The sequence below is a fragment of the Microbacterium sp. CJ77 genome (genome assembly GCF_002911615.1).
In the GTDB taxonomy this organism is placed as follows: domain Bacteria; phylum Actinomycetota; class Actinomycetes; order Actinomycetales; family Microbacteriaceae; genus Microbacterium.
The window spans coordinates 414369-439162 of sequence record NZ_PQBR01000006.1 but is presented as its reverse complement, the minus strand read 5'-3'; the positions used below and the strand labels follow the sequence as shown (position 1 = coordinate 439162).

20 protein-coding genes are annotated in these 24794 nt (G+C 70.5%); 8 read left to right on the top strand and 12 right to left on the bottom strand.

Annotation, left to right across the window (positions count from 1 at the left end; all coding sequences use genetic code 11):
• Positions 1-105 precede the first annotated feature (105 nt).
• Positions 106-1791: a glycosyltransferase family 39 protein gene (locus tag C2868_RS02880; protein ID WP_308455390.1), complete on the top strand. Its 1686-nt coding sequence runs from the start codon at positions 106-108 to the stop codon at positions 1789-1791.
• A gap of 32 nt (positions 1792-1823) precedes the next feature.
• Here C2868_RS02880 and C2868_RS02875 read toward each other — a convergent pair whose 3' ends face one another.
• The 3 genes from C2868_RS02875 to C2868_RS02865 all read right to left on the bottom strand — a co-directional run bounded on the left by C2868_RS02875 (position 1824) and on the right by C2868_RS02865 (position 6051).
• On the bottom strand, positions 1824-3704 hold the full coding sequence (locus C2868_RS02875) for a thioredoxin domain-containing protein (RefSeq protein ID WP_100811558.1): 1881 nt from the start codon (positions 3702-3704) through the stop codon (positions 1824-1826).
• A gap of 5 nt (positions 3705-3709) precedes the next feature.
• Positions 3710-4546: an aldo/keto reductase gene (locus C2868_RS02870; RefSeq protein WP_103662944.1), complete on the bottom strand. Its 837-nt coding sequence runs from the start codon at positions 4544-4546 to the stop codon at positions 3710-3712.
• 149 nt (positions 4547-4695) lie between these two features.
• Positions 4696-6051: a hypothetical protein gene (locus C2868_RS02865; protein WP_103662943.1), complete on the bottom strand. Its 1356-nt coding sequence runs from the start codon at positions 6049-6051 to the stop codon at positions 4696-4698.
• 81 nt (positions 6052-6132) lie between these two features.
• On the opposite strand from C2868_RS02865, the gene hrpA reads away from it, so the two are divergent.
• Together hrpA and C2868_RS02855 are read left to right on the top strand one after the other, a co-directional pair.
• Positions 6133-10224 carry an ATP-dependent RNA helicase HrpA gene (gene hrpA, locus C2868_RS02860; RefSeq protein WP_103662942.1) on the top strand — a complete coding sequence of 1364 codons (4092 nt, stop codon included), beginning with the start codon at positions 6133-6135 and terminating at the stop codon, positions 10222-10224.
• A gap of 165 nt (positions 10225-10389) precedes the next feature.
• Positions 10390-11331 carry an NADP-dependent oxidoreductase gene (locus C2868_RS02855; protein WP_103662941.1) on the top strand — a complete coding sequence of 314 codons (942 nt, stop codon included), beginning with the start codon at positions 10390-10392 and terminating at the stop codon, positions 11329-11331.
• Between the two features lie 4 nt (positions 11332-11335).
• Here the strand turns inward: C2868_RS02855 and C2868_RS02850 are convergent, their stop codons facing one another.
• Positions 11336-12178 carry a sulfurtransferase gene (locus C2868_RS02850; RefSeq protein ID WP_103662940.1) on the bottom strand — a complete coding sequence of 281 codons (843 nt, stop codon included), beginning with the start codon at positions 12176-12178 and terminating at the stop codon, positions 11336-11338.
• 126 nt (positions 12179-12304) lie between these two features.
• Between C2868_RS02850 and C2868_RS02845 the strand changes: the two genes are divergently transcribed.
• Together C2868_RS02845 and C2868_RS02840 are read left to right on the top strand one after the other, a co-directional pair.
• Entirely contained in the window at positions 12305-13288 is a 984-nt protein-coding gene (locus C2868_RS02845; RefSeq protein WP_103662939.1) for a Gfo/Idh/MocA family protein, read from the top strand.
• Position 13289: 1 nt separating this feature from the next.
• Positions 13290-14165 carry an NYN domain-containing protein gene (locus C2868_RS02840; protein ID WP_258034388.1) on the top strand — a complete coding sequence of 292 codons (876 nt, stop codon included), beginning with the start codon at positions 13290-13292 and terminating at the stop codon, positions 14163-14165.
• 7 nt (positions 14166-14172) lie between these two features.
• Here the strand turns inward: C2868_RS02840 and C2868_RS02835 are convergent, their stop codons facing one another.
• From C2868_RS02835 to nhaA, 7 genes are all read right to left on the bottom strand, one after another.
• Complete coding sequence (locus tag C2868_RS02835; protein WP_181003327.1) at positions 14173-14586, bottom strand: MauE/DoxX family redox-associated membrane protein; 414 nt, start codon at positions 14584-14586, stop codon at positions 14173-14175.
• A gap of 54 nt (positions 14587-14640) precedes the next feature.
• Positions 14641-15663 carry a 1-aminocyclopropane-1-carboxylate deaminase gene (locus C2868_RS02830; protein WP_103662937.1) on the bottom strand — a complete coding sequence of 341 codons (1023 nt, stop codon included), beginning with the start codon at positions 15661-15663 and terminating at the stop codon, positions 14641-14643.
• 82 nt (positions 15664-15745) lie between these two features.
• The gene (locus tag C2868_RS02825) at positions 15746-16657 is read right to left on the bottom strand and encodes a cupin domain-containing protein (RefSeq protein ID WP_258034407.1); all 912 of its coding nucleotides are present in this window, start codon (positions 16655-16657) and stop codon (positions 15746-15748) included.
• A 130-nt stretch (positions 16658-16787) separates the two neighbouring features.
• The gene (locus C2868_RS02820) at positions 16788-17210 is read right to left on the bottom strand and encodes a hypothetical protein (protein WP_103662936.1); all 423 of its coding nucleotides are present in this window, start codon (positions 17208-17210) and stop codon (positions 16788-16790) included.
• 145 nt (positions 17211-17355) lie between these two features.
• The gene (locus tag C2868_RS02815) at positions 17356-17973 is read right to left on the bottom strand and encodes a GyrI-like domain-containing protein (RefSeq protein WP_103662935.1); all 618 of its coding nucleotides are present in this window, start codon (positions 17971-17973) and stop codon (positions 17356-17358) included.
• A gap of 100 nt (positions 17974-18073) precedes the next feature.
• Positions 18074-20638 (bottom strand): ATP-dependent Clp protease ATP-binding subunit, encoded by a 2565-nt coding sequence (locus C2868_RS02810; RefSeq protein WP_103662934.1) that lies wholly within the window; start codon positions 20636-20638, stop codon positions 18074-18076.
• Between the two features lie 61 nt (positions 20639-20699).
• Entirely contained in the window at positions 20700-22568 is a 1869-nt protein-coding gene (gene nhaA, locus C2868_RS02805) for a Na+/H+ antiporter NhaA (RefSeq protein WP_103663064.1), read from the bottom strand.
• A 50-nt stretch (positions 22569-22618) separates the two neighbouring features.
• Here nhaA and C2868_RS02800 point away from each other — a divergent pair, with 50 nt between their 5' ends.
• On the top strand, positions 22619-23386 hold the full coding sequence (locus tag C2868_RS02800) for an EI24 domain-containing protein (protein WP_103662933.1): 768 nt from the start codon (positions 22619-22621) through the stop codon (positions 23384-23386).
• Here C2868_RS02800 and C2868_RS02795 read toward each other — a convergent pair.
• Positions 23383-23847, bottom strand: a complete 465-nt coding sequence (locus C2868_RS02795) for a DUF3817 domain-containing protein (protein ID WP_103662932.1) — start codon at positions 23845-23847, stop codon at positions 23383-23385. The two genes, C2868_RS02800 and C2868_RS02795, sit on opposite strands and share 4 nt — an antisense overlap.
• Before the next feature lie 143 nt (positions 23848-23990).
• On the opposite strand from C2868_RS02795, the gene C2868_RS02790 reads away from it, so the two are divergent.
• Both C2868_RS02790 and C2868_RS02785 read left to right on the top strand, forming a co-directional pair.
• Entirely contained in the window at positions 23991-24362 is a 372-nt protein-coding gene (locus tag C2868_RS02790; RefSeq protein WP_103662931.1) for a VOC family protein, read from the top strand.
• A gap of 31 nt (positions 24363-24393) precedes the next feature.
• The gene (locus C2868_RS02785; RefSeq protein ID WP_103662930.1) at positions 24394-24603 is read left to right on the top strand and encodes a hypothetical protein; all 210 of its coding nucleotides are present in this window, start codon (positions 24394-24396) and stop codon (positions 24601-24603) included.
• The last annotated feature ends 191 nt before the right edge of the window (positions 24604-24794 follow it).

Here is a 24794-nt window from a genome sequence, read left to right as displayed (position 1 = left end):
AGTCCCGACACGCCGACCGCTGGGCTGCACGCGGCCGACGGTACCTTCCGGATGTTCGCTGGCCGGTTCGACAGAGCTCGCGCCGCGCAGCCATAGGCTTGTCGCGTGCAGCCGGCCAGCGACCTCGACCCCGCACGCACGGGTCCCGTCAGCACCGACGCGGCCGGCGCAGGCCCGATCGCCACGGGACCGATCGCCACAGGCCCTGTCGCCACGGGCCCGATCGCGACAGGCCCGATCGCCGCAGATCCCTTGCTGCCGCCGGATCGCCCGACCGTGTTCGAGCGATTCGGGCGGCGACTCCGGAGTCTGCCCCGCGTCGGCGGCCTCTGGCACTGGCTCGCGCCCGCCCTGGTCACGCTCCTCGCGGCTGTGCTGCGCCTCGCCAACCTCGGCCATCCGCACGCGCTCGTCTTCGACGAGACGTACTACGCGAAGGATGCCTGGACGCTCGCGCACCTCGGCTACGAGTCGAAATGGCCCGAGGGCGCCGACAAGGCCTTCCTGTCCGGCGACACCATGTCTTTCCTGACCGACGGCAGCTTCGTCGTGCATCCCCCGCTCGGCAAGTGGCTCATCGCCCTGGGCTACGGCGTCTTCGGCGCCGACACCGCGTGGGGATGGCGCCTCGCGGCCGCGCTGGCCGGCACCGCGGCCGTGCTCGTGCTGATCCTGATCGCCCGCAGACTGACCGGCTCGACGGTCTGGGCGTGCATCGCCGGCCTGCTCCTCGCGGTCGATGGGCTCGGGATCGTCCTCGGCCGTGTGGCTCTGCTCGACGGATTCCTGATGCTGCTGGTGCTGCTGGCGTTCTGGTTCGTCCTGATCGATCGCGAACGGATGCAGACCCGCATCGCCCTCGCGGCGACCGGCGACGACCCGCCGGCCTGGGGCCCGATGCTGTGGTCTCGCCCGTGGATCCTCGCCGCGGGTGCGGCTCTCGGCGCGGCGACCTCGGTCAAGTGGTCGGGCCTCTATGTGCTGGCGGCGCTCGGCATCTACCTGGTCGTGACCGATGCTCTCACGCGCCGCCGCGCGGGCATCCGGCGCTGGCTTCCGGATGCGACACTCCGCCAGGGGCCCGCGACGTTCCTGCTCCTGGTGCCGGTCGCGGCGATCGTCTACCTCACGACCTGGACGGGATGGCTCGTCACCCAGGGCGGCTACGACCGGGACTCGGACGCCAATCCCCTGCTCGCCCTGTGGAACTACCACCAGGCGATCTACAACTTCCACGTCGGACTGACCAGTGGTCACTCCTATGCCTCACCGGCCTGGCAATGGCCGCTGCTGCTGCGCCCGACGTCGATGTACTGGCAGAAGACCGAGCAGGGTGTCGACGGATGCGACATGGCCGGTGGTTGCGTGCAGGCGATCTCGAGCATCCCGAACCCGCTGATCTGGTACGCGGGCGTCGGCGCGATCGTGTTCTTGGCGGTCCGCCTCGCCTGGCCGGGCACGGGGCGATCGAGGGACTGGCGATCGGCCTTCGTGCTGACCGGTGTCGCGGCGACCTACCTGCCCTGGCTGCTCTACCCCGAGCGCACGATCTTCCAGTTCTACACGATCGTGATCGTGCCGTTCCTGATCCTCGCGCTCGTGCTCGCGCTGCGTCGCATCGCCGGTCCGCCCGGTGCCCCGACCGACCGCCGTACGAGCGGCCAGGGCGCGGTCGCGGCGTTCCTGCTGGTCGCGTTCGCGGTGTCGGTCTTCTGGTATCCGCTGTGGACCGCCCTCGAGGTGCCGTACGAATTCTGGCGGCTGCACAACTGGATGTTCAGCTGGATCTGACGCACGTCACGACGTCCCGCTAGCCTCCCGAATCAGCCAAGGCGTGGAGCATCCGCGAGATCTTCGGGGTCCGTCGTCGGCAGACGGCACACGAACGCACGGCAGTCGTACGCGGTTGCCCGGCCACCGCTGAGGGTCTTCGCTTCGAACAGCGAGAATCCCGCGCCCGCGAATTGCGCGGCGCGGTGTGGCGGGACCACGGCCACGATGTCCGCGTTGGCGACCCGAGCCGCCCGTGCGAGCGGGTCGTCCGCGTCATCCGCCACGACGACGACCTGCCGCGGGGCTGCGGCGAGCCCGACGGCGACGGCCAGCAGGGCGCCGTAGCCCAGCGGCCGGGCGAGTGCTTCGGCAGCGCGCGACGCGACGACGACGGATGCGCGGGCACGATACTCCTCGCCCGCTCCGAGCAGCCAGAGGTCCAGGCACGCGCCCGCGATCGCGGCGTGGCCCGAGGGCTCGTCGCCGTCCGACTCCCCCGCCGCCGCGGCGAAACCCTGCGCGCCGAGTACCGTGTCGCCCCCGCCGGGCGCGCGCAGAGTCCCCGTCGCGGGGCCGTCGCCCGAGTCGACGCCGGATTCGACGCAGAGGTCGACGAGCGTGCGCGCTGCCACCGCGAACGCGGGTTCGGCAGCCGCGATCGAGAGCGCGACGAGTCCCGAGGCCAGCTGCCCGTAGTCGGCGAGGACCGCCGGGGCGCGCGAGGGAATCTCGTCGAGCGAGGCCCGCACGAGCGTGCCGTCGGGGCGCAGGTTGTTCTGCAGCACGTCCTCGGCGGCGCGGGCCGCCGCCTCGATCCAGGCCGGGCGTCCGAGCCGCGCCCCCGCACGCGCGAGCGCACCGATCGCGAGCCCGTTCCAGCCGGTGACGACCTTGCCGTCGACCGCCGGCGGCGACAGGACCGCCCGACCCGCCGCATCCTGTGCGTAGTAGCCGCCCTCGCTCCGTCGCCCGCCGATCACGGACTCGGAGTCCTGCGCCGCGCCGAACCCGCCGGACGCCTGCTGCAGAACCTCGATCAGGAACGAAGCGATGCCGGCCGCGACGGGCTCGTCCCCCGCACGCACGGCCGCGTCGAGCAGCTGCGCGTTGTCGGTCAGCATGCGCTCGTAGTGCGGCACCGACCAGTCGCGCCGCGTCGCGTAGCGGAAGAACCCGCCCTCGACGGGGTCGCGCAGCGGCGATGCGGCCATCGTCCGGACGGTGCGCGCGGCGAGCGCGGCCGCAGCCGGGTCCTTGTCCGCGAGTCCGGGCGCCTGCAGGAAGCGCAGCACGGTCGCGATCGGAAACTTCGGCGCATCCGCGGACCCGCCCGAGATGAAACCGCCGAACTCGGCGTCCTCGGCCGCGGCGACCGATTCCACCGCGGCGGCGAGGTCTTCGAGGGTCGGGAGCGACCCGTCACCGCCGTCCGGCACGGCGCGCAGGGCTTCGGCGATCGCGGCGGCGGTGCCGTCGACCTCGTCACGACGGTCGGTCCACGCCTCGCGCACGGCGTTCAGCACGTCGCGGAAGGCCGGCACCGGCGGGCGCGCCTCCGGCGGGTAGTACGTGCCGGCGTAGAACGGCACCCCCGTCGGCGTGGCGAAGACGGTCAGCGGCCAGCCGAGGTGGGGCGTGAAGGCGGCTGCCGCAGCCAGGTAGGTGGCGTCGACATCCGGATGCTCCTCACGATCGACCTTGATGGCCACGAACCCCTCGTTCAGCTGCGCGGCGATGGCGGCATCCGAGAACGACTCGCGGGCCATCACGTGGCACCAGTGGCAGGTCGAGTACCCGATCGAGACGAGCACCGGCACGTCCCGCCGGGCAGCCTCGGCGAACGCCTCGGGGCCCCACGGGTACCAGGCGACCGGGTTGCCGGCGTGCGCGCGCAGGTAGGGGCTCCGCGCTTCGGCGAGGCGGGAGGCCATGTGCGCTAGTTGACGTCGTTCGGGTGGGCGCTCACGCGCCCCGAGCCGTCGCCCGCGTCCAGCGCATCGATCGCCACCATCTCGGCGTCCGAGAGGGCGAAGTCGAAGATGTCGGCGTTCTCGCGCAGGCGCTCGGGGCGCACCGACTTCGGGAAGACGATGAAGCCCTTCTGGATGTGCCAGCGCAGCACGACCTGGGCCGGGGTCTTCTCGTGGGCGACGGATGCCTCGTGCACCGGCGCGAGCCCGAACAGGTCGTACTTGCCCTGCCCGAGCGGCCCCCACGCCTCGACGTGCATGTCGTTCTGCTCGCCCCAGGCGACGACCTCGCGCTGCTGGTGCGCGGGGTGCAGCTCGACCTGGTCGACGGCGGGCACCTCGCCGGTCTCGGCGACGATGCGGTCGAGGTGCGGCACGAGGAAGTTCGAGACGCCGATCGAGCGCGACAGCCCGGCGTCGCGCAGCTCGATCAGCTTCGCCCACGCGTGCACGTAGTTGTCGGCGGCGGGCGTCGGCCAGTGCACGAGGTACAGGTCGACGTGCTCGAGTCCGAGCTTGTCGAGGCTCTCGCGGATCGCCGCGTTCGGCTCGTCGCCGTCGTGCCGGTCGTTCCAGAGCTTCGTGGTGATGAAGAGCTCGTCGCGCGGGATGCCGCTGGCGGCGATCGCGGCGCCGACGCCCTCCTCGTTGCCGTAGATCGCGGCGGTGTCGATGTGGCGGTAGCCGATCTCGAACGCCTCGGACACGGCCCGTTCGGTGTCGGCGGCGGGAACCTTGAAGACTCCGTAGCCGAGCTGCGGGATGTCGTAGCCGGAACGGAGTGCGATGGTGGGAATCGTCATCCGCCCAGCCTAGGGAGCCTCGCTCATCCGTGGGGCGGGGGTTGACATCCCCGACGGCGCGGCGAACCGACGCAACATGCCGTGCGCACCGTCGCCCACACGGCATGTTGCGTCCTCTCGCGGGGCCGACCCGTCGCGACGGCGACGAGTCAACCCGCGGCCGGCGCGGGCGGTCCGAGCGCCAGAGGCGCATGCAGGCCGTAGATGTGCACGGCGCCGGGGCCACCGGCGAAGAACGTGTCGAGAGTCGGCGGTGCCGCCACCGGGACCACGGTGATGAGGTCGTCGGCGAATCGCGCGAGTTGGGCGTCCGACGAGCTCGGCGACCGACCGTCGTCCCCCACTGCCGCGCTCACGACGCCCGCGAGCTGCGTGTGCGCGCGGTAACGCGGGTTCGCGGGATCGATGTAGTTGCCGTAGGCGCTCTGTACGCCGAACACCGGCCCCGACCCGGTGGGCATGATGCTGTCGCCCGCCGCGATCTGACCGTCGACGTTGAACGCGAAGCCGCCCGCGACGGAGGCGATCGACGCCGCCGACAGAGCCGCGCCGCACGACGGCACGATCTGGATGTCGATGCCGTCGTCGACGAATCCGTCTCCGCGCGGCCAGCGCGTGCGCGACATCGCTCCCCGCAGGCGTGCGTCGGCGTGATCGAGACAGATTTCGACGGCGATGTCCGTTGCCACCCCCTGACCGGTTCCCAGCCGCAGGATCGCGTGCGCATCGAACGGGTCACGCTTGAGGTCGCCCGCCGACAGGTCGACATAGGGGTGGGCCGTCATCTGCTCGGTCACGACGTCGTCGCGGCCCGTGACGTCCCAGAGCACGAGATCTTCGGCCGAGTCGAAGACCTTGTCGGTCGTGGCGGCGCGGACCGCGAACGCCGCGCCCGGCGATCCGAGCGAGGTGGCGCTGACGATCAGCGCCCGGTTGCGCACCTGGACGACCGGATGCGCGTGGCCCCACTGCAGGTAGTCGTCGATCATGTCGAAGACTTTCGCTGCGTCGTCGGCCGCGGCCTGGCGGTAGCGATGCGCGAGGTCGGCGACGACGCCGTTGCGCACGGTCGTGGTGGTACGCGAGAACACCTCGCGGGGGTCGTCGACCGCGGCAGTCACCGCCGTGCCAAACACGAAGACCCAGTTGGGATAGTCCCCCGGCGGGAATTCCGCGACGAGGCGCTCGAGGATGCGATCGACCGGATCGGGCGCGCCGGTCGCGTGCAGGTAGGGGCCCTGCGGACCGTGCCAGAAGAACTCGGGGGCGACGAAGACGTTGAGCACATCGCTCTCGCCCTCCGGCAGCGCGTCACGGGCGGCGTGGACGGCGGCACGCATGACCGAGAGGCGACCCCCGACATCCGCTGCGACGTCGCCGAGGCCGAGATACGTGCCGCCCATGGCGGACCCGCGGTCGGGGTTTCCGAGCGGCACGACCATGGCCGGGGCCGTCGGAATCGCGTAGCCGATGAAACGCACGTGTGCGAAACCCTCCGAGCCCATGCGGTCATCCTAGGGGCGGGCCTGCCCACCGCCCGTGACCCTCGGCCGTCCCGGGGCGCGTGCGTCATACGATGGAGGGCTATGCCCGCGCCCGTCCCCGTGATCACCTTCCCCCCGGAGCTGCCCGTCAGCGCCGCCCGGGAAGAGATCGCGCGCGCCATCGAGGGCAACCAGGTCGTGATCGTGGCGGGGGCGACGGGATCCGGCAAGACGACGCAGCTGCCGAAGATCTGCCTCGAACTCGGTCGGACGCGTATCGCCCACACGCAGCCGCGTCGACTCGCCGCCCGGACGATCGCCGAGCGCATCGCGGAGGAGCTCGAGGTGCCACTCGGCACGCTCGTCGGCTACAAGGTGCGCTTCACGGACAACGTGTCCGACCAGACGCTCGTCGCCCTCATGACCGACGGCATCCTGCTGAACGAGATCCACCACGACCGGCTGCTGCGCCGCTACGACACGATCATCATCGATGAGGCCCACGAGCGCAGCCTCAACATCGACTTCCTCCTCGGCTATCTCACGCGGATCCTGCCGGAGCGCCCCGACCTGAAGGTCATCGTCACGTCGGCGACGATCGACCCGCAGAGCTTCGCCGCGCACTTCGCGGATGCCTCGGGCACACACGCCCCCATCGTCGAGGTGTCGGGGCGGACCTTTCCCGTCGACATCCGGTACCGCCCCCTCGTCCGCGAGGTCGGCGAGGCGGACATCCCGAAGGATCGACCCGCGCGGAACGTGCCGGACGCGGCCGATGACACGACTCCAGCCCCACCGCACCTCCCTGATGTCCGGGATGCCGCAGAGCAGCCACCCCTCGACGAGGCGCCGTACGACGTCGAGGGCGACGAGGTGGCCGGGATCGTCCAGGCGCTGCGCGAACTCGAGCGCGAAGCTCCGGGCGATGTGCTCGTCTTCCTGCCGGGCGAGGCCGAGATCCGCGACGCGGCCGATGCCGTCCGCGGCGCCTACGCGCAGGCGACGGCCCCGACCGAGGTGCTGCCGCTCTACGGGCGCCTGTCTTCCGCCGAGCAGCACCGCGTCTTCGAGCCCTCCCGCATAGCGGGCGTGCGCCGGCGGGTCGTGCTCGCCACGAACGTCGCCGAGACCAGCCTGACCGTGCCCGGCATCCGCTACGTCATCGACACCGGCACCGCCCGGATGTCGCGCTACAGCAACCGCGCGAAGGTGCAGCGCCTGCCGATCGAGGCGGTGTCGCAGGCGTCGGCGCAGCAGCGCTCCGGGCGCGCGGGCCGCACGAGCGCCGGCATCGCGATCCGCCTGTACGCCGCGGACGACTTCGCCAAACGCCCCGAGTTCACCGAGCCCGAGATCCTGCGCACGAGCCTCGCCTCGGTCATCCTGCAGATGCTCTCGCTCGGATTCGGCGATATCGAGGCCTTCCCGTTCCTCACGCCGCCGGACTCGCGCGGGGTCAAGGCCGCGCTCGACCTGCTCGGCGAGCTCGGCGCGGTGGAGCCCGGGCGGGGCGCCCCGCGGCTCACGAGGATCGGGCGCGACATCGCGCGCATGCCGATCGATCCGCGCTTCGCCCGCATGCTCATCGAAGCGCAGCGCACCGGCGCGATCCACGAGGTCCTGCCGATCGTGGCGGGCATGTCGATCCAGGACGTCCGCGAGCGCCCCGAGGAGCGCCGCGAGGAGGCGGACCGGCTGCACGCGCGCTTCGCCGACCCCACGAGCGACTTCCTCGCGCTCCTCAACCTTTGGAATCACCTGCAGCAGGCCCAGCGCGAGAACGGTTCGAGCGCCTTCCGACGCCTGTGCCGCGCCGAGCACCTCAATTACGTGCGTGTGCGGGAGTGGTTCGACGTGCACCGGCAGATCCGTTCGCTGGTTCCCTCGAAGGGCTCGAGCTCGAAGGACGCGAGATCGGCGGGCTCGAAGAAACCCCACACGACAACCCCCGACGGCGCCGCCACCGACCCGGCCGCCATCCACCGCGCGATCCTCGCGGGCCTGCTCTCGCACATCGGCCTGATCGACGAGCGCGCGGCACAGAAGGGCACCGTTCAGAAGACCGCCGCTCCCGCCCGTCGGGCCCCGACCCCCGAGTATCTCGGTGCCCGAGGCATCCGCTTCGCGATCTTCCCCGGCTCGGGACTGCGCAAGGCGCGCCCGAAGGCCGTGATGGCCGCCGAGCTCGTCGAGACCTCGCGCCTGTACGCCCGCACGGTCGCCGCGATCGATCCCGCGTGGGCCGAGCCCCTCGCGGGCGATCTGGCGAAACGTCAGGTGAGCGAGCCGCACTGGTCGAAGGATGCCGGGGCGGCCGTCGCGTTCGAGAAGGTCACGCTCTTCGGGGTCGAGATCATCCCGCGCCGCCGCGTGCAGTTGGCGCGCATCGACCGGGCGGGCGCCCGTGAACTGTTCGTCCGCCACGCCCTGGTGGAGGGCGAGTGGGACCCGTCGAAGATCGACAAGCGCCTGACGAGTTTCGCGCGCGCGAACGACGAGCTGCGCCGCCGCCTGGAACGCGTCGAGGAACGGGAGCGGCGCCGCGACATCCTCGCGGGAGACGAGGCCGTGTTCGCGTTCTACGACGCCCGGATCCCGCGCGATGTCTTCGATGTCCGCTCGTTCGAGTCGTGGTGGCTCGAGGCGTCCGCCCGCACCCCGAAGCTGCTCACGATGCGCGAGCAGGACCTGCTCGAGGGCGAGGCGCGATCGGATGCGTCGGACTTCCCGACCCGGTGGACCCAGGGCGATCAGACCCTGACCCTCGCCTACCGTTTCGAACCCGGCGCACCCGACGACGGAGTCGCCGTGATCGTGCCACTCGCGCTCCTCGCCGCGCTCCGCCCCGACGGCTTCGATTGGCAGGTTCCGGGGCTTCGACCGGACCTCGTCACCGCGCTGCTGCGGGCGCTGCCGAAGTCCATCCGGCGCCACGTCGTACCCGCCGCGGACTGGGCGGCGCGGTTCGCCGATGATCTGGCGGGAGCGGGACCCGAGAATCACGCGGGGCTCCCCCCGACGACGCTCGCCGCGGCCTTGGCGAAGCTCGTGCAGCGGGTCGCGAACCAGCTGGTGAGCGCCGACGACTTCGAGATGGACCGCGTGCCCGCGCACCTGCGCCCCACGTTCCGCGTGGTGGACGAGCGTGGGCGCACGGTCGGCTCGGGCCGTGATCTGCGCGAGCTGCAGGAGACGCTGTCAGGACGAGCCCGCGAGAGCGTCGCGACCCGACTCGCGGCCCCGGCCTCGGCCTCGACGGGCAAGCCGCGGCGTGGCCCCGCCGCACCGGCGGGGCCGTCACCGTCCGCCGACGCATCCGTCCGCGAGCGTGAGGGGATCACCACCTGGGACCTCGGCGAGTTGCCGCCCGTCGTCGACACGCGCGTGGCCGGCGGGGTCGTCCGCGGGTACCCGACGCTCGTCGACCAGGGCTCGAGCGTTTCTCTGCGCATCGAGTCGACACCGGATGCGGCAGACCGGGCTTTGCGCGTCGGCATCCGGCGGCTCGTGCTGCTCGCCGTTCCCTCGCCCGTGTCGTACGTGCAGGAGCACCTGACCGCGAACGAGAAACTCGCCCTCGCGGCCTCGCCGTACGCGTCGGCGAAGGCCCTGATCGAGGACTGCCGGGCGGCTGCGGCCGACGCGCTCATCCGGACCGTGGCACCGACCGGGGTCGTGCGCACCGCCGACGAGTTCGCGCGCGTGCGCGACGCCGTGTCGGCCGGGATCGTCGACGCCCTGTTCGCCGCCGTGTCCCTGACCGCACGCATCCTCCTCGCCGCGCGCGACGTCGACCGGGCCCTGCGCGGTCAGAACGCGATGACCCTGCTCGCGGCACTGGGCGACGTGCGCGCGCAGGTTGCCGGGTTGATCTATCCGGGCTTCGTCCTCCGCACCGGCACCGCCCGGCTCGCGCAGCTCCCGCGCTACCTCGAGGGCGCGCGGCTGCGACTCGAGGAGCTCGCCGACACCCCGGGCCGCGACCGGCAGCGCCTGACCGAGTACGAGCGCGCCGCGGCCGCATACGCCGAAGCGGGCGGCACGATCCCGGTGAGTCGGGATGCATCACCCGCCCTCGTGCACGCGCGCTGGTTGCTCGAGGAGTATCGCGTGAGCCTGTTCGCCCAGCGCCTGGGAACCGCGGAGCCCGTCTCGCTCCCCCGCATCACGAAGGCCCTGCGCGGGGACTCCTGACCCCGGCCGAGACTTCCTTCCTCGCCGAACGGACGCAACACGCCGTGTGGTCCGCGCCGCGACGGCGTGTCGCGTCCGTTCGCTGGGCAGCCGTTCGCGCACGACGCGAGGGCTACGCTCGAGACAACCCGCAGCCCACACCCCGAAGAGGAAGAACGCATCACCATGACCCGCGCAGTCGTCTACGCCGAGTTCGGCGGTCCCGAGGTCCTCACCGTGGTGGAGATCCCCACCCCCGACATCCGCCCGGCCCACATGATCGTGCGGGTCGAGGCCGCGGGCGTGAACCCCATCGACGCCAAGCTGCGCGCCGGCATCCGCCCGTCCGCCACGCTCGACGCACCCCGCCACATCGGACGCGACGGCGCCGGTGTGGTCGTCGCGGTCGGCGACGACGTGCAGGGCTTCCGCGTCGGCGACCCGGTCGCGTTCCGCGAGACCTCCGGCACCTACGCGAGCGAGGTCCGGGTCGCCGCGCACAACGCGATCCCGCGCCCGCCGTCGGTCTCGGCCGCCGCCGGCGCCGGTATCGGCATCCCCGTGGGCACGGCCTATCAGGTGCTGCGGTCGCTCGATGTGCACGCGGGCGACACCCTTCTGCTGCACGCCGGATCGGGATCCGTCGGTCAGGCCGCCATTCAGTACGCCGTGCTCTGGGGTGCGACCGTCATCGCGACCGCGAGCGAGGGGCGTTTCGATCGGGTACGCGAGCTCGGTGCGACGCCGGTCGTTTACGGCGAGGGACTGCTGGAGCGCGTTCGCGAGGCGGCCCCGCAGGGGGTAACGGTGGCGTTCGACGCGGCGGGAACGGACGAGGCACTCGAGGTGTCGTGCGAGCTCGTCGCCGACCGCAACCGCATCGGCACGATCGTGCGGGGACAGGATGCCGGAAACTACGGCGTGCGCGCCTTCGGCGGCGAGAGCTCCACCCCCCTGACCGAGACCGAGCTCGCGTGGCGTGCCGAGGCATTCCCCGTCACGATGGCGCTGCTCGCGGCGGGCGCGTTCACGATCGAAGAGGGCCCGTCCTTCTCCCTTGCCGACGCAGCCGAAGCGCACCGCGCGATCGAGCGCGGCGTCGACGGCAAGATCGTCATCGTCCCCTGAGGACCTATACCGGGTTCGGCCCCGTGGCAACGGGACGATCCGGATGATTCGACCACTGGCTCCACGAGCCCGGGTAGAGCCGCGGAGTGAGGCCCGCGATCCGCAGTGCGACGAACGCGTGCGAGGCCGTCACGCCTGATCCGCACGACACGGCCACCGGCGACGCTGCATCGACCCCCGCCTCCGCGAAGCGGGCCCGCAGGTCCTCGGGCGCGAGGAATCGGCCGTCCGCGTCGACGTTGCCCGTCGTCGGAGAGTTGAGGGCGCCGGGGATGTGGCCCGCCCGCGGATCGATCGGCTCGACCTCGCCGCGATAGCGCTCGGGTGCCCGCACGTCGAGCAGGGCGCCGGATGCCGCGAGCTCCGCGGCCTCGTCGATCGACACCTGTGCGAGGTGCCCCGTCGAGAGTGTCACGGACCCGGGTGTCGGCACGACATCGCCCCTCTCGAGGGGCAGCCCGGCGGCGGTCCAGGCCCGCAGTGCTCCGTCGAGGATCCGCACGTCCGCGATACCAGCGTCGGTGAGCACCCACCACGCCCGGGCGGCCGAGAGCGACGAGAGATCGTCGTAGACGACCACCGTATCGCCGTCGCCGATCCCCCACCGGCGCGCTGCGGCCTGCAAAGCCGCGACCTCCGGCAGCGGGTGGCGCCCGTCCGTCGGCTCACCGTGCGCCGCCAGGTCGTGGTCGAGGCTGACGAATACGGCCCCCGGGATATGCCCCGCGAGGTATTCGGGTCGGCCGTCCGGTCGGTCCAGGCGCCACCGCACGTCGAGCACGCGCACGGGGTCACCCTCGGCGAGCAGTGCGGCGAGGGCGTCGGGGGTGATCAGGATGTCGGACATGGTTCTCCCGTCTACAGCTCCAGGGTAGGTCGCGGCGCCCGGGCCCCGCTCGTGCCATCCGCGCGAAGACTCGAGCACCGCGCGACAACCCCGCGGCACGTCCCACCCCGCGGGTAGGCTCGGGGCATGAGTGGACTGCGCTGGGGAATCCTCGCGACGGGCGGCATCGCCCGCACCTTCACCCACGACCTGCACGTCGCGGGCCGAGAGGTCGTCGCGGTCGGGTCGCGATCGGATGTCTCGGCGCGGGCGTTCGCCGAAGAGTTCGGCATCCCCCACGCGCACGGTTCGTACGAGGCCCTCCTCGCCGACCCGGACGTGGACATCGTCTACGTCGCGACGCCGCATCCGTCGCACGCAGAGAACGCGCTCGCGGTCATCGCCGCGGGCAAGCACGTGCTGGTCGAGAAGCCGTTCACCCTGAACGCCGCCGAGGCCGCCGCCGTCCGCGACGCCGCGGCGGCGCGCGGCGTGCTCGTCCTCGAGGCCATGTGGACCCGTTATCTGCCGCACATGGCGCGGATCCGCGAGCTGATCGCCGACGGCGCCGTCGGCGAGGTGCGGACGGTCTTCGCCGACCACACACAGCAGATCACGGCCGATCTCCGGCACCGCCTGAACGCCCTCGAGCTCGGCGGTGGCGCACTGCTCGATCTCGGCATCTATCCCGTGTCGTTCGTCTGGAACATCCTGGGTCGGCCCAAGACGATCCTCGCGTCCGCTCGCAAGAGCGATACGGGCGCCGACACCGAGGTGGCGACGATCTTCACGCACGCGTCCGGGGCGATCTCGACCACGATCTCGTCGTCGCGCGCGGCCGGGCCCAACACGGCGCACATCGTGGGCACCGAGGGTCGAATCGACGTCGATCGCACCTGGTACAACGCGACGTCGTTCCGGCTGACCGGACCCGACGGCACGCTGCGCGAACACTACGTCTCGCACGTGCAGGGTCGCGGCATGCAGTATCAGGCCCTCGCGGCCGAGCGACTCGTCGCCGAAGGCAATCTTGTCGGCGACCTCCTGACGATCGATGAGACGGTGGACATCATGGCGACACTCGACGAGATCCGGGGCCAGATCGGCCTCGTCTACCCGGGCGAGGCCTGACGTGGCCGAGGACGGCCGCGTCGCGGTCTATCTCGACTTCGACAACATCGTCATCTCCTGGTACGACCGCGTGCACGGACGCAACGCCTACGGGCGCGACCGTCAGCGCATCGCCGAGAATCCCGCCGAACCCGAGATCGCGGAACGCCTCGGCCAGGCCGTCATCGACGTGGGCGCGATCATCGACTACGCGGCATCGTTCGGCACGCTCGTGTTGACGCGCGCGTACGCGGACTGGTCGTCGCCGGTCAACGCGGTGTACCGCAGTCAGCTCGTCGCCCGCGCGGTCGACCTCGTGCAGCTCTTCCCCGCCGCCGCCTACGCGAAAAACGGCGCCGACATCCGCCTCGCGGTAGACGCGGTCGAAGACATGTTCCGACTCCCCGATCTCACGCACGTCGTGATCGTCGCGGGCGACTCCGACTACGTGCCCCTCGCGCAGCGCTGCAAGCGGCTCGGACGCTTCGTCGTCGGCGTCGGAGTGGCGGGCTCGACCGCCAAGTCGCTCGCGGCCGCGTGCGACCAGTTCGATGCCTACGACGCCCTGCCCGGCGTTTCGGTGCCCACCGACAAGCCGCAGCAGAAGCAGGATGCCACAGCATCCGATACTCCCGTGCGCCAGAGGCGCCGCAGCAGCAAGGACCCGGCGGCCGACCTGCTCGAGCGCGCGCTGCGCCTCGAACACGAGCGCACCGATGCCGACTGGATGCACAGCTCGGTCATCAAGAACCTCATCAAGCGGATGGACCCGTCGTTCAGCGAGAAGGGGCTCGGCTTCAAGTCGTTCTCGGACTTCATCAAGGCCCACCCGGCGATCGTCGAGATGAACGAGACCGACAACATCCGCCTGGTCCGTCTGGTTCCCGACAAGCGCTGAGCTAGCGCTAGCGCGAGCGCGTCGACCAGTACGCCCACGCCACGAGCGCCGGCTGGAAGAAGAGCCGCACGAGTCGCTTGCGGTCGGTGTCGAGTCCGAACCCGTCGCGCTTCTTGGCGTACTGCTCGATGTTGCCCGGGAACACCGCGACGAAGAACGCCGCCAGCAGCAGACCGATGCGCGATCTCTCCCTCGGCAGGGCGATCAGGGCCGCCCCGAGCATGATCTCGACGGCTCCGGATGCCACGACGACCGCGTCTTTGTCGAGCGGGGTGTACTCGGTGGTCCAGTCGGGCACCTGTGCCTGGAACTCCTTGCGCGCCCAGAACAGGTGAGAGATTCCGGCGAACGCGAGCGCTCCCCCGAGCGCCCAGCGAGCGATCGTGCGCGGGGGCGAGGATGCGATGTCGGGTGCGGCCATGCCCTCAGTCAACACCCGGCACGCGGTCAGTGGTACCGGGTCAGTGGCGCCGGGTCAGTGGTACCGGCCGCTGTACGCGTTCAGCGCGGGCTGGCCGCCGAGGTGGGCGTACAGCACGGTGGAGTCGCGCGGGATCTCGCCCGACGACACGAGGTCGATGAGCCCCGCCATCGACTTGCCCTCGTATACCGGGTCGATGATGACGCCCTCGAGGCTGCCGGTCAGGCGTATGGCCTCGTCCGTTGAGGCGACCGGGATGCCGTAATAGTCCCCCGCCCATCCCTCGAGCACCGTGATCTCGTCGTCGCGCAGCTCGCGACCGACGCCGATCATGTCGGCGGTGCGCCGTGCGATGCGGGCGACCTGGTCGCGCGTCTCGTCGATCTTGGCGGACGCGTCGATGCCGATGACCCGGCGCTCGCGGCCGCCGAAGTTCTCGACCAGGTCCGCGAAGCCCGCGATCATGCCGGCATGGGTCGAGCCGGTGACGCTGCACACGATGATCGTGTCGAAGAAGACGCCCAACTCGGCCTCCTGAGCCGCGACCTCGTGCGCCCAGTTCGCGAATCCGAGTCCGCCGAGCGGGTGATCCGATGCCCCGGCCGGGATCGCGTAGGGCGTGCCGCCGGATGCCTCGACATCCGCGATCGCCTGCTTCCACGAGTCCTTGAAGCCGATGCCGAAACCCGAGGCATCCAGCCGCACGTCCGCGCCCATCAGGCGCGAGAGCATGATGTTGCCGACGCGGTCGTTGACGGAATCGGGCCAGTCCACCCAGTTCTCCTGCACCAGGACGGCCTTCATGCCGAGGTGCGCGGCCACCGCGGCCACCTGCCGGGTGTGGTTCGACTGCACGCCGCCGATCGAGACGAGGGTGTCGGCGCCCTGCGCGATCGCGTCGGGCACCAGGTACTCGAGCTTGCGCACCTTGTTGCCGCCGTAGGCGAGCCCGCTCGAGACGTCCTCGCGCTTCGCCCACACCCGCGCGCCGCCGAGGTGGTCGCTCAGACGGTTGAGCGGATGCACGGGGCTCGGACCGAAGGTGAGCGGATGACGCGGGAAGTCGCTGAGCGGCATGGTTCTCCAGGGTGTCGGGAATGCAACATATTACACATCGGAGCAGGAGGGCTTGCGACGCGAGGTCGCGGGCCGCAACGGGTCAGACCGGGTCGGTCGGGTTCACCTTCTCGACCAACAGCGGATCGACCGGGGTGAAGGGGAACGCGGGCAGCCGATCGACCTCGACACCGAAGGTCGCGGCCAGCACGGGGCGGGAGAACGCCGACACCGACTCGCGGTATCCGATGTCCCCCGGGGTGGGCTGATCGAAGAAGATCAGGAAGTGGATCTCGTCGTCCCCGATCACCTCGATCTGGTGGGGGTAGGCCGGCGGCACGAAGTAGCAGTCCCCCGGCTCGAGCAGATACGTGTCGACGGCGCCATCGGGGTCGAGGATCGACATCCGGGCGCGCCCCCGATGCACGTAGCCCATCTCGGCGGTGCCAGGGTGCCAGTGCGGCTCACGCATCCCGTCGTCGCGGATGGTGAGCGAGTACATCGACATGCTCGCCAGAGCGGGCCAGTACTGGCTGCGCGCGAGCTTGACCGCCGCGAACGGATGCTGCAGCGGTGCCTCCTGCGCGGCGATGTCGAACTTGTGCGGGTTGCCGTAGCCGGCCGTGTCGGGGATGACGGCGGGGCCATCGCGCCGGACGATGTCGCGAGAGGCCGTGTCGCGGGGCAGGGCGGCGAAGTCCGCCGACGGCAGCCCGTAGGTGTTGCCCAGCACGGCATCCGACATCTCGCCGAACGCCGCGCGCAGCGAGAAGTCCTCGGGCGCCTCGTTCGAAAAGGCCACCACGATCTCGGCCTCGGCGTCGCCGATGTTCTCGATGTGGTGGAGCGCCCCGCTCGGGATCGTGAACATCTGCCCCGCCGTGATCGTGAACGACGAGAAAACGCTGCCGTTCTCGACGATCGACACCAGGACGGACCCCGCGAGGCAGTAGCCGAGCTCGTCGGCATTGGCGTGCCAGTGCGGTTCGCGGACGCTGCCGGGCGCGAGTACCAGCCGCTTGATGGAGAGCCGCCGCAGGATGGGAAAGTTGTCGACGGCAGCCGACGGATGCTGCCGAGTTCGCTGTCGTGCTGCGCCTCGGCGACGCGAAGGGAACGAACGTGTCGCGAGGAATTCCTGGTGGTCATCTACGGCCTTTCTGCGAACGCGGTGACGGTCGGGACGGGACGGATGTGCTCCACAGCGCCCACGCGACGAGCAGGGGCTGGAGCAGCAGACGGATGAACCGGGCGCGATCTGTGCGCATGAGAGGCGCCGGGAGGCCCGTGCGCCACTGGTGGACGTTGCCCGGGAACACCGCGACGAAGAACGCCGCGACAACGGCGCCGATGCGGCGTCGCTCGCGCGGCAGCGTGACGAGGGCGGCCCCGAGGATCAGTTCGACCACCCCGGAAGCGACGATGATCGCGTCTCGGTCGAGCCGAAGCATCCGCGGCGCCCATTCGGGCACGACGATCCGATACCCGCGGCGCCCCCGCGACAGGTGCGAGACGCCCGCCGCGACGAGCAGCAGCGCGAGCGCCCCGCGCCCGGCCGTGCGCGCCATCCCGGCCGGGTCATGACGTGCGGGCGCCTTCACGCCCCCAGTGTGCCACGACGGCGGATGCCCAACACTCGCGCGAACGGTCGCGACACGCCGCTCGTCCCCATGCCGCGCGGCGAGTCGCGTCCGTTCGATCGCCCGAGCGACCTCAGCCGATGCGCTCGACGGGCTGACGCAGGATCGTCCGGAGCTTCTCGGGCGCCGTGCGTCGCGGATCGCCGAGGTAGATCTCGTGATGGCGTCCGGTCATCCGCAGTCCGTTCGCGGGGATGAAGTCGTCGTGCATCGCCTCGAGCACGGGCCCCTCCGCGTCGTAGGGCCCGACGTGCAGCGTCTGGACACACAATCCCTCGTCGAGCGCCAGCACCCGGAGCTCCTCGATCGCGGGCGCGCCGCCCTTCGTCCGCACCCCCTGCACGGCGACCTCGACACGGGCGTCGTCGATCCAGCCGGGCACCAGGATCATCGCGGTCCAGCGCCAGCGGGTCTTGTCCCGCGCGACCGTGAAGGCGGCCATGTCGTCCGACCACCAGAGCGCCTCGAGCGGCATGACGACGTAGTCGCGGTCGAGCTCGCGCTTGCTCAGAAACTTGAGGGCGTACGCGACGTGGTACAGGGTCGCCAGCGCATCCGCGTACGACTGTGCGGTGTTGGGGTCTCCCATGCCGTCGACCGCGACGTACCGCATCGGCGGAACCGTCACGATGTCGAAGCGTCCGTGGGGCGCGACGTAGGTCGCTATCTGCTTCTTCAGGTCGACCTTCATCTCGCGAGAAGCGTAGTCAGACCGATGCCGAATACGCCACGCGCCGGCACGGATGTTCTCCGTGCCGGCGCGTGGGTCCGGTTGTGCCTATGCCGTGCTCTTATGCCGCCTGGGCGAGGGCGAGGCTCGTCACCGCGAGCTCGCCACCCGAGGCATCCACACTCACCGCTCCCCCGTCGCTGAGGGCGCCCGAGACGAACAGATCGGCGATGCGGTCGTCGACCTCGCGCTGGATCAGGCGGCGCAGCGGCCGCGCACCGTACTCGGGCTCGTAGCCGTGCTCGGCCAGCCAGTCGATTGCGGCGTCCGACACCTCGAACGACACCTCGCGCGAGGTCAGCCGACGCGCTGTCGCTCCGAGCATGAGGCTCACGATCTCGCGCAGCTGCTCCTTCTCGAGCTTGCGGAACAGCACGATCTCGTCGATGCGATTCAGGAACTCGGGACGCATCGCCTCGCGGAGCTTCCCCATCACCCGGACGCGCAGCTCGTCCTCGTTGCCGAAGCCGGTCGAGCCGCCGCCGTCGGCGATGAAGCCGATCGCACCGGAACGAGAGGCCAGGAACTCGGAACCGATGTTCGAGGTCATGACGATCACGGTGTTGCGGAAGTCGACCGTGCGACCCTGCCCGTCGGTCAGGCGTCCGTCATCGAGCACCTGCAGCAGCAGGTTGAAGACATCCGGATGCGCCTTCTCGATCTCATCGAACAACACGACGGCATAGGGGTTGCGCCGCACGCGCTCGGTCAGCTGACCGGCCTCGTCGTAGCCGACGTAGCCCGGAGGAGCGCCGACCAGACGTGACACGGTGTGCCGCTCGCCGAACTCGCTCATATCGAAGCGGATCACCGCGGACTCGTCGTCGAAGATGGACGACGCGAGCGCCTTGGCGAGCTCCGTCTTGCCGACACCCGTCGGGCCGAGGAACAGGAACGATCCGATCGGCCGGTGCGCGTCGCCCATGCCGGTGCGGTTGCGGCGCACGGCCTTGGCAACGGCCTCGACCGCGCCGTCCTGTCCGATCACGCGACCGTGCAGCTCGTCCTCCAGCTCGGCGAGGCGCTCGCGCTCGGTCTCGGTCAGTCGGTTTACGGGGATGCCGGTGGCCCGGCTGATGACGGCGGCGATCTGAGCTTCGTCCACGACGGCCTCTGCGCTCGCGCCCGCCGTCGAGCGGGACGTAGCCTCTTCGATCCGCTGTTGCACCTCGGTGATCGCGTCCCGGATGCGGGATGCCTCCTCGTAGTGCTCGGCCGAGACCGCGGCGTTCTTGTCGGCCTCGAGCTGAGCAAGCCGCTCGAGCAAGCCGCTCACGTCGACCTTGGCTCCCAGGCGCAGCCGCAGACGCGCGCCGGCCTGGTCGATCAGGTCGATCGCCTTGTCCGGTAGCACGCGCTCGGTCAGGTAGCGGTCGCTCAACTCCACCGCGGCGCGCAGCGCGTCGTCGGTGTACTCCACCGCGTGGTGCTCGGCGTAGGCGGGGCGCAGGCCCCGCAGGATCAGCACGGAGTCCTCGATCGAGGGCTCGCCGACGCGGACGGGCTGGAAGCGACGCTCCAGCGCCGGGTCCTTCTCGATCGTCCGGTACTCCTTGAGCGTCGTCGCACCCACGAGGTGCAGGTCGCCGCGCGCGAGCCGGGGCTTGAGGATGTTGCCCGCGTCCATCGCGCCCTCGCCGCCACCTCCGGCGCCGACGACGGTCTGCACCTCGTCGATGAAGACGATCACCTCGCCCTTGCGGGCCGAGATCTCGTCCATCGTCTTGGTCAGGCGCTCCTCGAAGTCGCCGCGGTAGCGGGTACCGGACAGCATGGCCGGCAGATCGAGCGAGATGACGCGCTTGTCGCGCAACTGCTCGGGAACGCCGCCGTCGGCGATCGCCTGGGCCAGGCCCTCGACAATCGCGGTCTTTCCGACGCCCGCCTCACCGACGAGCACGGGGTTGTTCTTCGTGCGACGGCTGAGGATCTCGATGGTCTGCTCGATCTCGTCGGCGCGACCGACCACGGGGTCGAGCTGACCGGCGCGAGCGCGCTCGGTCAGGTCCGTGCCGAACTTGTCCAGCATCGGGGACTGCGTGTCGGCGTCGTCCGAGGCGGCCGCGGGCTCCCCCATCGTGCCCACGGTCTCGCGGGCACCCTGGGTCAGCGCCTCGGCGGTGACACCGGCCTCGGCGAGGACCTGCCCGGCCGGGGCATCCTGAGCCAGGACGAGCGCGAAGAAGAGGTGCTCGGGGTCGACGTACGTCGAACCGGACGAACGCGCGACCTGGAAAGCGTGGAACAGCGCCCGCTGCACGGACGAGGTGATGACGGCGCCGTCCACCGACGCCGCGTCGCCCGCGGCGGGCAGACGGCCCTCGGTAGCGCGCACGATCGCGGACGGGCTCGCGCCGACGCGCTCCACGGCCTCGCGGGCCGGGGACTCGTCGACGAGCACGCGCAGCACGTGCAGGGCGTCGAGTTCACGCTGCCCGCGCTCGAGAGCGAAACGTCCTGCGCGCTGCAGGATGTCCTGCGTGCGGGCGCTCAGGAACCGGGCGAGGTCGATCGACCGCTCGGCGCGAGCGCGCTCCCCCGCCATGTAGCGAGAGAGGAATTCGTCGAATGCACCGGCACCGCTGTCGAAGCCGTCGCCATTCGGGGGTGTGACGTCGTTGGGCACGAGGCCTCCTGATCAAACGTGAGTCTTATGCACTCAACTTTAGGACTTGAGTGCGTTCGTATCAAGTTGAACGTGGAGGGGTCGTGGTTATTCCCGGTGACTTCGCAGTCGCCTCGAGCGCGCGAATCAGGCTCTCGGAGTCGTAGGGACCGATGTGCCGCTTTTCGCCGACGAAGAACGTCGGCGTGGAGTGCAGGTCCATCATCTCGGCGTCCAGGCGGTCGTCGTCGACGCGCCGAACGACCTCGGCGGAGCGGAAGTCGACGACGAAACGATCCATATCGAGGCCGAGATCGGTGGCATAGCCGCGGATGTCGTCCTTGGTCAGCGCCTTCTGATGCGCGAAGAGCGTCCGCGCCATCTCGAAGAAGTGCCCCTGCAGCCCCGCCGCCTCCGCGGCCTTCGCGGCGTCTTCCGCGTGCGGATGCACCGCGTCGAGGGGAAGGTGCCGGAAGACCCAGCGCACCTGTCCGGGCAGACGATCGAAGACGGCGTCGATCGATCCGGTCGCGCGACTGCAGAACGGGCACTCGAAGTCGCCGTACTCGACGATCGTGTACGGGGCATCCACCGGTCCGCGGATGTGATCGCGTTTCGGGTCCACGGGCCGGACGAGCTTCGCACCGATCGCCTGCGGAGGCTGCAGCCGGTCGGCGATCGCGAAGGTGGCCCATCCGAGCAGGAACGCGAGGACGGATGCCGCGAGCACACCGACGCGCGCCAGATCCTGCGCCTCGGCATCGTCGATGGCGATCGTGACGATGAAGAGCGAGATCGTGAAGCCGATGCCCGACAGCGCCGCTCCCCCGGCGATCCGAGGCATCCCGAGTCCCGGCGCGAGCTTGCCACCGCCGAACGCTCGCACGAGGGCCGTGCCCCCCAGGATGCCGACGAATTTGCCGACGACGAGCGCCGCGATGATGCCCCAGGTGAGGGGGGATGTGAACGCCGCCGCGAGCACCTGGCCGTCGAGGTGCACACCGGCGTTGGCGAGCGCGAAGATCGGCAGCACGAGGAAAGAGATGTACGGCGCCCAGGCCGTCTGCAGACGTTCGTTGATCGAGAGCGATTCGCGCAGACTCCGGGTGACGGCGGCCGCGTACAGCGTGTTCGGCGACTCACGGAACGCCTGTGTGAGCTGGGCGGTGCGCTCGACGTCGCCGCGCCGGGGCGCGAACACCGGGATGAGCAGGGCCACGGCGACGCCCGCGAGGGTGGGGTGGATGCCGGCGTAGGCGAGCGCGATCCAGAGTCCCACACCGAGCACCGCGTAACTCAGGCCCCGCGCCGCGCTGAGGAAGCGCACGCACGCGATCGCGGCGACGAGCACGATCGCGACGAGGAGCGGAACCCAGCGGATGCCCTCGTTGTAGAACAGCCCGATCACGAGCAGCGCACCCACGTCGTCCACGACGGCGAGGGTGAGCAGGAAGGTCCGCAGGCGGGCGGGGAACTTCGGTCCGATGATCGCGAGCGCTCCCAGCAGGAAGGCCGTGTCGGTGGAGATCACCACACCCCACGCGTGCGCGTAGCCGGTCGACGCGGCGAACCCGAGGAAGATGAGCGCCGGCAGGATGAGCCCGGCCACGGCCGCCGCGATCGGCACCCGTGCGCGGGCCGGATCGGTGAGCTCGCCGATCGCGAACTCGCGCTTGACCTCGAGCCCGACGAGGAAGAAGAAGAACGCCATCAGCGCATCGTTGACGACGCCGTGCAGCGTGGCGGAGACCTCGAGATCGCCGAGCGAGACATCCAGGTGCATGTCCCAGAACTGTTGGTACGTGTAGCCCCACGGCGAGTTCGCCCACAGGATCGCGAGCGCCGTGAAGATCAGCAGCAGCGCCGCCGCCTTGCGGTCGGAGGACTCGCGCTTGCGCTTCATGCGGATCGAGACCGGCGGCTCGATCGTGGCGGAACCGGGCGCGCTCATGCGGCCAGCATAGGCCTCGCCCATACCGGCAGCGGCCGTAGCCTGGGAACATGCGCGAGTTCTTCGACGGGGCACGGATGCTCCTTCGCGGCCTCGCGTTCTGGCGGCGCATCCCGGGACCCATGATGCTCGGTCTCGTGCCCGCCGCCATCGTCGGCATCGTCTTGTTCGCCGGGCTCGTCATCCTGTCGTTCCACCTGCCGCGACTCGCCGAGTTCGTCACGCCGTTCGCCGACGGATGGCCCGGGCTCTGGGCAGGCGTCGTGCGCGTCGCCGTCGGCACGGCGATGCTGGGAGCCGCGTTCGTGGTGATCGCGATCTCGTTCACAGCCCTGACGCTGCTGATCGGCGAGCCGTTCTACGACCGCATCTGGCGTGCGGCGGAACGCGACCTCGGCGGGGTTCCCGCGGACACGCCCTATGGATTCTGGCGTTCGGTCGGCGACGGCTTCTCCTTCGTCGGCCGCGGTATCGCGGTCGCCATCGCCGCCGGGCTGCTCGGACTCATCCCGGTCGTCGGCGGTATTGCGGGCGCGGTCGGCGGCGTCCTGATGACCGGATGGCTGCTGGCCGACGAACTGTCGTCGCGTGCGTTGTCCGCCCGGGGAATCGACCACCGTGCGCGCCGGGCGCTGCTCGCGGGGAATCGCGCGCGCACTCTCGGTTTCGGCGTCGCGACGCAACTGTGCTTCTTCGTTCCGCTCGGCGCGGTGCTCATCATGCCCGCGGCGGTGGCGGGGTCGACCGTCCTGGCCCGGTCGCTCGTTGGGCCGGCGGAACTCACCGCGGCGGATCAGCGCTCCGAGGCGGGCGGCTAGTCGCGCCCACCCGGCGGGCCGACGATCAGCAGCGCGACGAAGATCGCGACCACCAGCACCGCGACCAGCACGGCGAGGATCCACGGGCGACGCAACAGCGCGCGCATCAGGGGATCATGCCAGGCGCCATCACGCGGATCGGGGCCGGCCTCGAGACGCCAGGAACCCCGGAGACGACCGCTGCGGTGCAACCAGATCTCGGTCGGGATCGTGGCGTAGGGGACGATGGCGCTGGCGATCGCAACGACGGTGGGGACGGGATGCCACCGCTGATTCTTGGCCACCAGCACGGCGGTCGCGCCGTACGACAGGAACACGAACCCGTGGATGCCCCCGCCGATCGTCACCGCGATGGGGAGGTCCACGGTGGCCCGCAGAATCAGGCCCGTGATCAGCAGTGTCCACGAAACAGCCTCCGCGATGGCGAGGGTGCGGAACAGAGCGAGCGGGCTGCGGAACACGGTGGAACTCCTCGGGATCGGACCTCCATCTCATCATGACGATGCCGAGGCATCCGTCCCTCATCGCGGACACCCGATGTCCGCGACCCTTCGTAGCGTGAGCGCGAGGCATCCGAACGGGATGCGAGGGAGGACGTGAAGACATGGACTGGAAGATCGAGCTCATCTTCGTGCCGGTGACGGATGTCGACCGCGCCAAGGAGTTCTACGAGCGGATCGGATTCAACGCCGACCACGACCAGGTGCCGTTCGAGGGCTTGCGCTTCGTGCAGATGACGCCGCCGGGTTCGGCCTGTTCGATCGCATTCGGCGACGGACTCGGAATCGACCTCGAGCCGGGTCGGCAGAACACCATTCAGGTCGTCGTGCCGGACGCCGACGAGGCGCTGGCGCATCTGCGCGCGGTCGGGGTCGAGGCATCCGGTGTCGACGACCAGGCCTGGGGCCGATTCGTCACATTCGACGACCCCGACGGCAACTCGTGGACACTGCAGCAACTGCCCGTCGCGCGCTGAACGGGCGGGCGCATCTGCCACACTCGGGGGCATGAATTCGCCTGCCGCTCCCGTCCGCACCGACGCCGCCCTGGCGGCGGCCGCCATCGCCCTGATCGTCCTGCCGCTCGTCGGACTCGCGATCAAGCTCGCCTGGCCGGGCTGGATGCTCTTCTTCGTGATGATGGTGTCGCCGGTGCTCCTGATCGGCTACGTCGTGCAGGTCATCTGTGAGAGTGTCGAGTACCTCCTGGCGGCCTGACTCTTGCTGACGACTGACCTCGAAGTCTGGGTGTCCTTGCTGTTGATCTGTCGTCCGTCAGGAGGCGCATCACCCTCGTGGTGCTGGCCGGGCGGGCGTGACCTCATAGGAGCCTGATCGCAACAGTCCCATCACAGTCCCGTCCACCCGACCGGCCAGTGTCACTCACCCTGTCCTGATCTGGTTGGAGC